Source organism: Corynebacterium sp. HMSC036D03, from assembly GCF_001836185.1.
In the GTDB taxonomy this organism is placed as follows: domain Bacteria; phylum Actinomycetota; class Actinomycetes; order Mycobacteriales; family Mycobacteriaceae; genus Corynebacterium; species Corynebacterium simulans.
On sequence record NZ_KV827749.1, the window covers coordinates 37858 to 49969 of the forward strand.

General features: G+C 59.7%; 10 protein-coding genes. 6 read left to right on the forward strand and 4 right to left on the reverse strand.

Going from position 1 to position 12112, the window contains the following annotated elements:
* The first annotated feature begins 270 nt into the window (after positions 1–270).
* Positions 271–3447: an isoleucine--tRNA ligase gene (gene ileS / locus HMPREF2692_RS09835; RefSeq protein WP_070823514.1), complete on the forward strand. Its 3177-nt coding sequence runs from the start codon at positions 271–273 to the stop codon at positions 3445–3447.
* A 359-nt stretch (positions 3448–3806) separates the two neighbouring features.
* Here the strand turns inward: ileS and HMPREF2692_RS09840 are convergent, their stop codons facing one another.
* Positions 3807–4991, reverse strand: coding sequence for an MFS transporter (locus HMPREF2692_RS09840; RefSeq protein WP_070823516.1), 1185 nt, complete (start codon positions 4989–4991; stop codon positions 3807–3809).
* Between the two features lie 131 nt (positions 4992–5122).
* Positions 5123–5764, reverse strand: a complete 642-nt coding sequence (locus HMPREF2692_RS09845; protein ID WP_061923442.1) for a GntR family transcriptional regulator — start codon at positions 5762–5764, stop codon at positions 5123–5125.
* Positions 5765–5932: 168 nt separating this feature from the next.
* Here HMPREF2692_RS09845 and HMPREF2692_RS09850 point away from each other — a divergent pair, with 168 nt between their 5' ends.
* On the forward strand, positions 5933–7360 hold the full coding sequence (locus tag HMPREF2692_RS09850) for a DNA polymerase IV (protein ID WP_070823665.1): 1428 nt from the start codon (positions 5933–5935) through the stop codon (positions 7358–7360).
* 2 nt (positions 7361–7362) lie between these two features.
* Here the strand turns inward: HMPREF2692_RS09850 and HMPREF2692_RS09855 are convergent, their stop codons facing one another.
* A complete protein-coding gene (locus tag HMPREF2692_RS09855) occupies positions 7363–8280 on the reverse strand; it encodes an asparaginase (RefSeq protein ID WP_061923439.1) in 918 nt (305 codons plus the stop codon).
* A 168-nt stretch (positions 8281–8448) separates the two neighbouring features.
* On the opposite strand from HMPREF2692_RS09855, the gene HMPREF2692_RS09860 reads away from it, so the two are divergent.
* Positions 8449–9027: a WKL family lipoprotein gene (locus HMPREF2692_RS09860; RefSeq protein ID WP_070433289.1), complete on the forward strand. Its 579-nt coding sequence runs from the start codon at positions 8449–8451 to the stop codon at positions 9025–9027.
* A 48-nt stretch (positions 9028–9075) separates the two neighbouring features.
* On the opposite strand, the gene HMPREF2692_RS09865 is transcribed toward HMPREF2692_RS09860, so the two are convergent.
* On the reverse strand, positions 9076–10035 hold the full coding sequence (locus HMPREF2692_RS09865) for a hypothetical protein (RefSeq protein WP_062038261.1): 960 nt from the start codon (positions 10033–10035) through the stop codon (positions 9076–9078).
* Positions 10036–10068: 33 nt separating this feature from the next.
* Here HMPREF2692_RS09865 and lspA point away from each other — a divergent pair, with 33 nt between their 5' ends.
* From lspA to HMPREF2692_RS09880, 3 genes are read left to right on the forward strand one after another with little or no spacing between them, the layout of a single operon-like run.
* Positions 10069–10596, forward strand: a complete 528-nt coding sequence (lspA, locus tag HMPREF2692_RS09870) for a signal peptidase II (RefSeq protein WP_061923430.1) — start codon at positions 10069–10071, stop codon at positions 10594–10596.
* Complete coding sequence (locus HMPREF2692_RS09875) at positions 10580–11503, forward strand: RluA family pseudouridine synthase (protein WP_062038263.1); 924 nt, start codon at positions 10580–10582, stop codon at positions 11501–11503. Before lspA ends, HMPREF2692_RS09875 begins: the two co-directional genes overlap by 17 nt.
* Entirely contained in the window at positions 11500–12075 is a 576-nt protein-coding gene (locus tag HMPREF2692_RS09880) for a hypothetical protein (protein ID WP_070823518.1), read from the forward strand. Before HMPREF2692_RS09875 ends, HMPREF2692_RS09880 begins: the two co-directional genes overlap by 4 nt.
* The last annotated feature ends 37 nt before the right edge of the window (positions 12076–12112 follow it).

Consider the following 12112-nt stretch of genomic DNA (forward strand, 5'->3'; position numbering starts at 1 on the left):
GACTCATTGATATCCATTTGCACCACTCGGGAACCTCAGCCTGTGAAAAGTTGACGCCGTGGGTATAATTTCCTCACGTATGCAATGATCCGGCCATCACCGGGGAGCATCTCGGAAGAACCTAAGCCACAGAGCTTAAAAGTAGAACCGAGCGGGTGGGACCGAAATCTCCTTCACCGAAATGAAGCGGGCGCATTTTCGCGCCAAGCAGGGTGGTACCGCGAGCCGCAAGGCGCGTCCCTGCACCAGCACTCGAGTGAAGGAAGATTAATGAGCGAAAACGTAGGCGGTGTCTACCCCAAGGTAGACATGACCGGTGGTTCCACCCGTTTCCCCGACATGGAGGAAATCGTCCAGAAGTTCTGGAAGGAAGACGAAACCTTCAAAGCCAGCTTGGACCAGACCAAGGATTGTCCTGAGTACATCTTCTACGATGGCCCTCCCTTCGCGAATGGCCTGCCACACTACGGTCACCTCCTGACCGGCTACGTCAAGGACATCGTCCCTCGTTACCGCACGATGGCAGGCAATTATGTGCCACGTATCTTCGGTTGGGATACCCACGGCTTGCCGGCTGAGCTGGAGGCGGAAAAGCAGCTGGGCATCACGGACAAGGCTCAGATTCAGGACATGGGTCTAGCCAAGTTCAATGGGTACTGCGAGAAGTCCGTTATGCAGTATGCAGATGAGTGGGAAGACTATGTCAACCGCCAGGCACGCTGGGTTGATTTCGAGAACGGCTACAAGACGCTCGATATCAACTACATGGAATCTGTTATGTGGGCTTTCAAGGAGCTCTACGATAAGGGCCTTATCTACCAGGGCTTCCGCGTGCTGCCTTATTCCTGGGCGGAGCATACTTCGCTGTCTAACCAGGAAACTCGCCTGGATGATTCTTATAAGATGCGCCAAGACCCGACGCTGACGGTGACTTTCCCGGTTACTGGTGCGAAGGCTGATTCGGCGGCTGCGGAGACGCTTTCCGCACATCCTGCGCTTGCCGACGCCTCCTTCCTCGCCTGGACTACGACACCTTGGACTTTGCCGTCGAATGCTGCATTGGCGGTCCACCCTGAGGTTAACTATGTCCTGTTCAAAGCTACGGATGGCGACTTCGCGGGCCACACGTTCATCATGGCCGAGGCTTTGACGGCGACGTTGGCTAAGGAACTCGGCGAGGTAGAAGTCCTCGAAACTTTCCAGGGCAATCAGTTGGAAGGCTTTACCTACCAGCCGATCTTCGGTTTCTTCCCAGATCTGGAGAACGCCTACCAGGTCATCCTTGCAGATTACGTCACCACTGAAGACGGCACCGGCGTGGTTCATCAGGCTCCAGCCTTTGGTGAGGACGATATGTTGACCTGCCAGAAGTACGGCATCGAACTTGCCATCCCAGTGGATGAGGACGGCGAGTTTACCTCGCAGGTTCCGCCGTATGAGGGCCAGTTGGTCTTCGATGCGAACAAGGACATCATCAAGGAACTTAAAGCTGCTGGCCGCGTGGTTCGCCACGTGACGATTGAGCACTCCTACCCGCACTCTTGGCGTTCGGGCGAGCCTCTTATTTACAAGGCAATGCCGGCGTGGTTTGTGAAGGTGACCGAGTTCCGTGACCGCATGGTGGAGCTAAACCACAACGAAATCGAGTGGTTGCCGGAGCATATCCGCGATGGCCAGTTCGGTAAGTGGCTGGAAGGCGCACGAGACTGGAACATCTCACGTACTCGCTACTGGGGTGCACCGATTCCGGCGTGGGTTTCCGATAACCCGGAGTACCCGCGCGTTGATGTCTACGGTTCTTTGGATGAGCTGGAGGCAGACTTCGGCGTGCGTCCTACCTCCTTGCACCGCCCATACATCGATGAGCTGACCCGCCCGAACCCGGATGACCCGACGGGCAAGTCCATGATGGTGCGTGTGCCGGACGTGCTAGATTGCTGGTTCGAGTCTGGTTCGATGCCGTTTGCGCAAAAGCACTACCCGTTTGAGAACAAAGAGTGGTTCGAGACGCATTCGCCGTCTGACTTCATCGTGGAGTACTCGGGCCAGACGCGTGGTTGGTTCTACGTGATGCACGTACTGTCTACGGCGCTGTTTGACCGTCCGGCGTATAAGAAGGTCGTCGCTCACGGCATCGTCTTGGGCAATGATGGTCTGAAGATGTCGAAGTCTAAGGGCAACTACCCGAACGTCAACGAGGTCTTTGACCGCGATGGTTCGGATGCGATGCGCTGGTTCTTGATGTCCAGCCCGATTCTGCGCGGCGGCAATCTGATCGTCACGGAGCAGGGCATCCGCGAGGGCGTGCGCCAGGCTATTTTGCCGATCTGGAATGCGTATACCTTCCTGCAGCTCTACGCGAGCCGCGAGGCGAAGTTTGATGTCACTTCGGGCAATGTTCTTGACCGCTACATCCTGGCTAAGACCCATGACTTGGTGGAGCATACCGATGCGGCGCTGGCGAATACTGATATCGCTGCGGCGACGGAGGAGGTGCGTCACTTCGCGGACGTGCTGACCAACTGGTACGTGCGTCGCTCGCGTGACCGCTTTTGGTCGGGCGAGGAAGAGCACGCAGAGGCCTTTAACACCCTCTACACCGTGCTGGAGACTGTCACCCGCGTGGTGGCTCCGCTGCTGCCACACGTGGCTGAGGTCATCTACCGCGGCTTGACCGGTGAGCGCTCCGTGCACCTGGCTAGCTACCCGAAGGCTGAGGATTACCCGGCTGATGCGGAGCTGGTTTCCGCGATGGACGCGGTGCGTGCGGTAGCTTCCGCAGCATCGAGTGTGCGTAAGTCCAACAAGCTGCGTAACCGCCTGCCGCTGCCGAAGCTGACCGTGGCCATGGCTGATTCCGCGCAGCTCGCTGACTTTGCGGACATCATCCGCGATGAGGTCAACGTGAAGGATGTCGTTCTGACCGACGACGTCGATTCCGTGGGCACCTTCGAGGTTGTCTGTAATGCAAAGATCGCGGGTCCGCGCTTGGGCAAGGACGTCCAGCGCGCAATCAAGAACCTGAAGGCGGGTAATTACGAGCGCCGTGGTGATGAGGTTGTCGTTGACGGCGATATCGTTCTGGGCGCTGATGAGTACACCGAGCGTCTGCAGGCGGCGAATCCGGCATCGACGGCGCGTATCGACGGCATCGATGGCCTCGTGGTCTTGGACACCGAGGTGACCGAGGAGCTCGAGGCAGAAGGCTGGGCCGCCGACGTCATCCGCGGCCTGCAGGATGCCCGTAAAGCCGAGGACTTTGAAGTCTATGACCGCATCAGCGTTGTCCTGTCCGTTCCGGCCGAGAAGGAAGAATGGGCACAGCGTCACGCGGAGCACATTGCGGCCGAGGTTCTGGCCACCGAGTTCAATGTGGTTACCGAGCCTCTCGAAGGCCACAAGGTGGTTAAGGACGTCACCGCGACCGTCGCGCGCACGAACGTATAGACACCTGGATGTCAGAGCTTAAGTGAATAATGCCCGGAAGGAGATAGTGTCTCCTTCCGGGCGCGTTTCTTTTGACCAGTTAACCGGGTATTTTTCTATGTAGATTTGCAGGTATGCGAATCGAACACATGGCCATGTACGTACAGGGCTAAAGACCTATTTTCTGAGTTTCGAAGACGGTGCCCGTTTCGAAATCATGGCGCGACCAGGCCATGAAAAGCGGCTAGCTTCGGCTGGGTGGAATCATTTGGCATTGTCTGTGGGCAGCCGCGAGAAGGTAAATCGTCTCGCGGCGCATGGGTACTATGAATTCGCCTTTCTTGATGCGGAGGTGACTATTTAGGCCACAGTGCGCAAAGTCAGCGCTGTGCGCCGGGCAGGTGCGCACGCCAGGCAATAGTGACGTTGATTAGACACAAAATGGCCAAAATGCTGCCGATGATGAAAAGCTTCGTAAATCCGATGTAGGCCGATAGCGCGCTAAACGCCATAGGGATGAAGAAGCCGGTATAGGAGATGGAGTAGTACACGGCGGTGAGGCCTGCCAGCTCCTCTTCACCGGCGATCCGCTGGACCTCGGAGAGTCCTGCGACAAGGGCGAGGCCGTAGCCAGCGCCCATCGTGGCGGCAGCGGCGATGCCCAAAGGCAGCGACAACGTCTGCGCTGCGAAGGCCGCGACGAAAGCCCCGAGCGTAATAACCGCCATGGCGATCGCGGATGCTCGGGCGGACTTATGGGTATCGATGAGGCGTCCGAGCATTTGCACGCCAACGCCGCAGCCCAAAGTAATGACGGTCATGAGGCCGGAGAACGCAATGGGCGTTTGCCCCGCAGACGTGGCGAGCAACTGCGGGAGCAAGGCATAGGCGGCACCGGCACATCCGAATACCCACGGGGCAACGGGAACGACCACGCGCAGGAAGCGCTTGTGAGCGGCGGCCGGGATATGCAGCATTTCGAGCATCTCGCGAACCTTCAGCTCCAAGATGGTGGTCTTTACCGTACCGTGGCGTGGCTCACGAGTTTCCGGAGTATACGTCAGCCAAACCGCAGTCGCGAGAGTCAGCAGAATGTGCAGGATATAAGCTAAGTGCGTGGGCCAAGGGCCCCATTGCGCCAGTACCGAGGCAATTCCGGCGCCTACCAAGAATCCGATGGTAAGGCACAGCGAAGCTTTTCTTGCACCGGCCGCGGGGTCCCCTCCAGCCCGGGAGACAAGCTCGGTAATCCACGTGGAACCCACCGCCATAACAAGGCCCAGCGCCATGCCACACAGCACGCGACCTAGCGCGATGATAAGCGGCTCATGCGGAGCGATGGACAGCAGGAAAGATCCCAGCAGCGACAAAGGCGCGGCCGGCAGGAGAGTAGGCTTGCGGCCGATGAGGTCAGATAGCGGGCCTCCCACAAGCAACGCGGGGATGATTCCCAAGACATAAGCCGCGAGCAAACCATTTACGGTCACCTGTGAAAAGTGCGAAGTCTCGCGGTACATCACCAACAATGGGGTGAACTCGTTGCCGCCCCACGCGACCGCCACCATTGAACCGGCGACGGGAAACCACGAATGAGGCCTAAACGAAGGCAACACCTCCGGCGCCGGCGATGCGCTAGGCACGGACTCAGTCGCGGGCACATGGGAAAGCGACGATGTGGATGTTGAGGTTTGAGCGGTCACAGTTGATTCCTAGAAGTAGTCAGGTGGTCTTCGAGTTCGGTGAGGTAGGTGGAGTAGTTGCCGTGGCGGAGGGCTTCGGCAAGCAGGCGGTGCTGGGCGACGAAGCCACGCGCTCGCTCCACATTGCGGCCAATTGCCGTGGCTGTGAAGCGCTGCTGACGCTCGCGCAGCGTGTGACCGAGATGGGCAAGCAGGCTATTGCCGCCGTTGTCCATGATGGTTTGGTGGAAACGCGCATCGAGGTGGGCGTATGTGCGCAGGTCACCGGCGTTGAGCGCGGCGTCTTGTTCCGCGATGGTCGCATCGAGGCGATCAGCAATGACGGCGCGCTCTGCGGCGGGGAGGGCGCAGATATGGCGGGCGGAGTGGGCGTCGACAAGCAGGCGCGCCTCGTAGACCTCGCGAATCTCGCGCGGGCTGATCGGGACCACCAGCGCGCCGCGTTTGGGATAGAGCTTCAAAAAGCCCTCAACTTCCAAGCGGAGGAAGGCCTCGCGCATGGGAGTCCTGCTCATCCCGAGCTCTGAAGCGATGACTGCCTCGGAGAGCATCTCGGATTCGGCAATGTCACCTTCGATGATTGCACGCTTGACCCATTCATAGGCGCGCTCGGCGGCTGGCGTACTTGCATTCGACATGCATTCATCTTGCATACAAGCCACGGGCGTTGTCTAAAAAATCGTGCTATTAGTGAGGCGGTGATCACCTTCGTGCTTTATGAGATCTGCAAGACTTTTCGCGTGTTTTCCATGCTAGAAAGCTGGGCAGTGCGTGACATTTAGGACGCATGTTCTAAAATGGGGCGCATGCAGCGTTGGGTTTTACACATCGACATGGACGCTTTCTTCGCGTCCGTCGAGCAGCTGACCCGGCCGACGTTGCGTGGGCGCCCGGTGTTGGTCGCGGGCGTCGGCGGGCGCGGCGTCGTGGCGGGCGCATCCTATGAGGCCCGCGTTTTTGGCGCCCACTCAGCCATGCCCACTTTCCGCGCCCAGCAGTTGGTTGGCCTGCGCGGAGTGGTGGTGCAGCCGCGGCACGTGGTGTACTCAGCGGCGTCGAAAAGAGTGTTTAAGATTCTCGCGGAACACGTGGGAGTTATAGAGCAGCTTTCCGTTGATGAGGCCTTTATGGAGCCTGAAGCTTTGATCGGCGCGAGCCCAGAAGAAGTAAAAGAATGGGCAGATAACCTGCGGGAGCTGATTCGTGCGGAGACTGGCCTGCCGAGTTCGATTGGGGCGGGTTCGGGTAAGCAATTTGCCAAGATTGGTTCTGGGGAGGCGAAGCCGGACGGCACGTTTGTGATTCCAGCAGAAAAACAGTTGGAGATTCTCCACCCCATGCCGGTGGGAAAGCTGTGGGGCGTAGGGCCTGTAACGAGGACGAAGCTCGCGGCTATCGGTGTGGAGACCATCGGGCAGCTGGCGGCGATGTCGCAAAAAGAAGTGGAGATTTCTTTAGGCGCGACGATTGGTGTGGGTTTGTGGAAGCTCGCTCAAGGCATCGACGACAGGGCGGTGGCCCCGCGCGCAGTGGCCAAGCAGATTTCCACGGAGCATACCTATCCTAAGGATTTGCTCACGGTAGCGGAGGTAGACGCTGCGATTGTGAGGGCGGCGGAGGGCGCGCATCGGCGCTTGCTTCGCGACGGCCGCGGTGCCCGCACCGTCTCCGTCAAACTGCGGATGGCAGATTTCCACATCGAATCGCGCTCGGCCACGCTTCCTTATGCCACGGATGATGTGGAAACCTTAAAAGCAACGGCATTCAAGCTCGCGCGCTATCCCGATGAGCTTGGTCCGATTCGTTTGGTGGGCGTGAGCTATTCGGGCTTGGAGGCCGCGCGCCAAGACGTACTCTTTCCTGAGCTGGACCGCGTGGTGGTGCGCCCGCCGAGTAAAGCGGACGATGACTACGAGGCCGGAGTTTCGGACAACGCACTTGATGAGGGGCGCGTGGAAGTAAGCATCGAGGACGAACCCGATAGCACGTGGCGGGCAACGCAAGACGTTTATCATCCCGATTATGGCCACGGCTGGATTCAGGGCGCCGGTCACGGTGTGGTCAGCGTGCGGTTTGAAACGCGTGCGACAGGCCCCGGCCGCACCAAATCCTTTGCTGCTGATGATCCGGATCTAATGCCCGGGGACCCACTTGATTCTTTGGTATGGCCGGAGTGGTTTGCGCAGGACGCTGATCCGGATGCTGAACCAGGCACTGAGTCAGGCGCTGTGTAAAGCTAGCGCGAGTATTGTTTCGGCGCTGCTTTGGCGGCGAAAACTTCGGAGACGGGAGTGCCGGTGGCGAGGGCGGCGGCGAGAAGGATTCGCGCTTGACCGGGGCGGAAAGCGCCAGCACTAACCGCGCCTTTATCGGCAAGCGTTGCACCACCACCGGAGCCGCCGTAGGCGAGGGAAGTAGTGCCGTAGGGCACGCGGGTGCTGATGGCAACGGGAAGGCCTGCTTCGAGTGCGCGCGCTACGCCTTCGCCCATACCTTCGCCCATGTTTCCGGAACCGAGCGCCTCGATGACGAGGCCCGAAAAGTGGGGAATGGCGGCGTCGACAAGCGTGGCGTCAGCGCCGGGGTACGCGGCAAGGATGGCAACCGGGTGTGGTGCGAGTGGGGCAAGCGGTAGGGGAAAGAGATTGGATTCGCCAACGGGCATCGATTCAAAGCCGTTGAGATGAAAGGTGTGGTTCTTGCGTGCCCCGCGCGCCGGGATGGTCATGCCTCCGAACTGGATATAAACACCGGGGGTTCCTTGCTCGATGAGGTGCAGGCTGTCGTGGAGGTTGCGCGGACCGTCGCCTCCGGGATGATCGAAAGACCGCTGCGCGCCTGTGAGAACAACGGGCTTTGTGCCCGGATCAAAAATGGAAAGCGCCATGGCGGTTTCTTCCATGGAATCCGTGCCATGGGTGATGAGGATGCCGTCGATGTCGGTGCGGGTGAGTTGCACGTGGACGGTGCCGAGCAGCTCATCGAGATCCGCCAAGGTGATGGAGCTGGAGTCGAGTTGGCGGAATTCGATGACTTCAATGTCTGCCGAAAGGCTACGGGCCAGTTCCTGGCCGGTGACTGTTGGAATGAGCGAGCCGTCCGCGGCCGCGGTGCAGGCGATGGTGCCGCCGGTGGCGATAAGCGCGATAGTCATGGACTCCACCCTAGCGATTAGCGGCGGGGTATTAGTAGCGAAAAAGATGGTGTTGGTGGGCGCGGGGCGCACGGAAATGGAAGTGGCGTGGGTAATGTGGTGTGAAGAAAAGCGACAATTATCGTGCGCTAAGATGCGAAGTCGCGCCACCCAACGTGAGGAGAAAAAGTGAAGTTCACCAAGCTCGGGGCCGCTCTCATGGCCGTTAGTGCTGCTACCGCTTTGGCTGCCTGCTCTTCTTCCGATGAAGCTGACAAGGCTAAACCATCATCTGCTGAGAAGTCCTCGAGTGCAGAGGAGACCTCAATTGCCTCCACTGAGATTCCGGATGCAGCTGCCCTCAACGCCATCCTGACCAAGGCCACCGACCCGAACGTGCCGGTCGAGGAAAAGACCAAGACCGTGCAAGGCTCCGAGGAGGCGCCAGAGCTTTTCGACGTCATGGCAGCCTCCCAGGCAGAGTCCGGCGCAGTTTTTGAGGTCGTCGACCCAGTGCTGCCGGGCTACAGCCCAGAATCCGCGCTGGCTACCGTTAACTTCTCTACCCCGGACGGCCAGGGCCAGACCGCAGACCAGGTTGAGTTTGTCTTCGAAAACGGCGACTGGAAGCTGTCGAAGAACTGGGCCTGCATCCTGGTTTCCAACATCGTGCCGCCAGAGCAAGTCCCGCCGATGTGCGCGGATACCGCAGGCGGCGCTGCAGGTGCGCCGGCAGAAAGCGCTCCGGCCGAGCAGCCGGCGCAGTAACAAGCGAACAAGCGCTAGAAAAGAAGAGCTAAAACTCGAAGCCGGGAACTACTTAGCTGGGGAGAACTTCAGATCTGTGGTGGTGGACTGCACCACGCGCAGGTCGGAGGAGTCGGCGCCGTAGGTGATTTTGGTGTCGATGGCCACCTCGCCGTCGGTTGGCAGCGGCTGCGATAGGTCCACGGTCAGCTGGCCAGAGGAATCGGTTGTGGAGTCCATGACCTTGAGCTCTTTATCAGCCAGCTCCGTGCCCGCGGCTTGCCCTTCGAAAGACAGCGCGCCCAGGGATGGGCGCTGCTTTACAGAAACACTGAGCTTGACGACGTCGCCGTCCTGCTCATCCAGCGTATAAGTTGCGGTTTGTAGCAACGTGGACTCGCCGGCCACGCGGGATTCCACTGACCACTTTGCGCCCTTGCCGATTTCCTCGTCCGGGAAGACTACAGGTAGGGAAGTCAGCTTCATGATGGCCTGTTCAGTAATGCCGCGGGCCTCGTCGGTGCCGTCTTGCGGCGCGGCCAAGCGCAGCGAAGACATCTGGCCCGAGTCCTCGGCACGCCAGCCAAACTGGAATCCCTCGCCGGAGGAAGCATCAGCATCCCCGGAGTATTCCGGCGTGCCGCTGGTGGCAAAAACGTTGCGGGTAGCAGGCAGCTGGCCCTCGACGTTCTCGGTAGCCTCATCGACGCTGGCCTCTAGCGGCAGCGTCGTGGTGGCCGCCTTAATCTTGGAGGCATTGAAGTCCTTGGCCGCAGAAGACTTCATCAGGTCCTGGCTAAAGCCCTCGGTTACGGAATAGGTGACTTTCTGCTCGGCATCGATGTCGTGGTAGGAAAGCACCCGCTTTTCTCCGCTGCCTGCGGATTCGACGGTGATGCGCGGGGCGTCGATTGGCAGGCCCACCGGCTGCTCAACGGTTGGCGCAGGCTTTTCATAGGAGCAGGCGCTAAGCGGTGAGGCGGCGAGCGCGAGGACAGAAACGGTGGCTAAAGCTTTAACACGGAACACAGCATTCCAAATTACCGGAAGCGGGTGTTTAGAATGACTTGGGTGAGTCAAAAAAGAAGGAGTTTCGTTGGGCTGATGGCCGCGGTAGTTACCGCGGTGGCCGTCATTGACCAAGCAGTAAAGCAAATAATGCTGTCCATCCTCACTGAGGGGGAGCCGATGAATATTATCGGCGGATGGTTCCGCTTCTACCTTCTGTTTAACCCCGGCGCGGCCTTTTCTATGGGCGGCGAGGGCAGTACTTGGCTGTTTACCACCATTCAGCTGGCATTCGTCGTGGGCGTGGCTATCGCGGCGCCGCGGATGAAGGACAAATGGCAGGCCGTGAGCTTAGCCATGATCGCCGGCGGCGCGCTGGGTAACCTCATCGACCGACTCTTCCGCGAGCCGGGCTTTTGGTTTGGTCATGTAGTGGATTACATCTCCGTGGGACGGTTCGCAGTATTTAATCTGGCGGATGCCTCGATTACCTGCGGCGTAGTGGTATTCATTGTGGCGATGTTGCTGGAAGATACAAAGAAGCAAGCAGAAAAGGCAGGTGGCGATGCGCGAGAGTCGTAGACTTCCGATTCCAGAAGGCCTCGAGGGCATGCGTGCCGACGCCGCCTTGGCCAAGCTCATCGGTATCTCCCGGGCAAAGGCTGCGGATTTGTGCATGGCTGGCGACGTCGAGATGGACGGTGCTGCGGTAGCCAAGTCCGACCGCTTGGAGGCAGGCGGCTGGATTGACGTCATGATGCCCGCGCCGGAGGAGCCGCTGATTCCGAAGGAAGAACTCGTCGAGGGCATGGATGTGCTCTATGCCGATGACGATGTCATTTGCGTGCACAAGCCGGTGGGCGTGGCGGCGCATCCGACGCTGGGCTGGGAAGGCCCCACAGTCATCGGCGGTTTGCGCGCGGCGGGCTACCAGCTTGCCGACGCCGGGCCTACCGAACGCAAGGGCATCGTCCACCGCCTTGACGTCGGCACCTCGGGCGTGATGGTGGTGGCCGCAAGTGAGCGCGCCTATTCGCAGCTGAAGGCAGCGTTTAAAGAACGCACCGTGACCAAGACCTATCACGCGGTGGTCCAGGGCCTCCCGGACCCGATTGTGGGAACCATCGATGCGCCGATTGGCCGCCATCCCTCCTCCGGCTGGAAGTTTGCGGTGGTAGACGATGGCAAGCACGCCGTGACCCACTACAAGCTACTTGAAGCCTTTCGCGAGGCCAGCCTGCTCGAGGTACACCTAGAAACTGGGCGCACCCACCAGATTCGCGTGCACATGGCGGCAACGGGGCATCCCTGCGTGGGCGATCCCATGTATGGCTGCGATCCGAACCTGGCCAAGCGCCTGCGGCTGGTTAGGCAGTGGCTGCATGCGGTGACGTTGGGCTTTGCCCACCCGGGAACGGGCAAGTACTTCGAGGTGTCGGCGCCGTATCCGGATGATCTGCGCTTTGCGCTGGAGGAACTACGCGGATGAAGCATCCACCGGAGATTTATCGGCGGCGTCGGATAGCAGCGGGCGTTATGGCAGTAATGCTTGTTCTATTCATCCTGCTGTGCTTTGGGCTTTTCGGTACCAAGTCCACGGTGGCTCTGCAGGGGGATCAGCTAGGCCCCGATAACGAGTCGCGGGAGGAATACGTAGCTCGGGCAGCAGACGCGCTTGCTGCTGCCGATGAACCAGCATATGCGTTGGTCAGCTTTGACGAGTCATTGAACTCGCAGCAGGTCGCCGCTCTGGCGGAGCCGGCCCCGCGCATGAGCGCCATCATCTTAGGGATGGCGGCACCTTTGGCAGTGCCGGAGCCTACTGCAGGAGCAGACCGCGCTGGCGTTATCGATACGGAGATAAAGCGCCTGCGCGATTCCTATGCGGGAGTAGGCCAAGCGAATGTGCCGTCGAAGGTGGATGCGGTCATCGTCTGGGCTGATGGCGATAGCCTGCGCGAGATTGCCGGCAACGAGTTGGTTGCTGCAGTAGAACCCGCGCCTGCCGACGCCGCCTGGGGCAGCTTTGGCGTCCGGCCCCTAAATTCCTTGCAGTACTAGTGCATGCTCAAGCACGGGCTCTCGCGAAAGGGCTCGC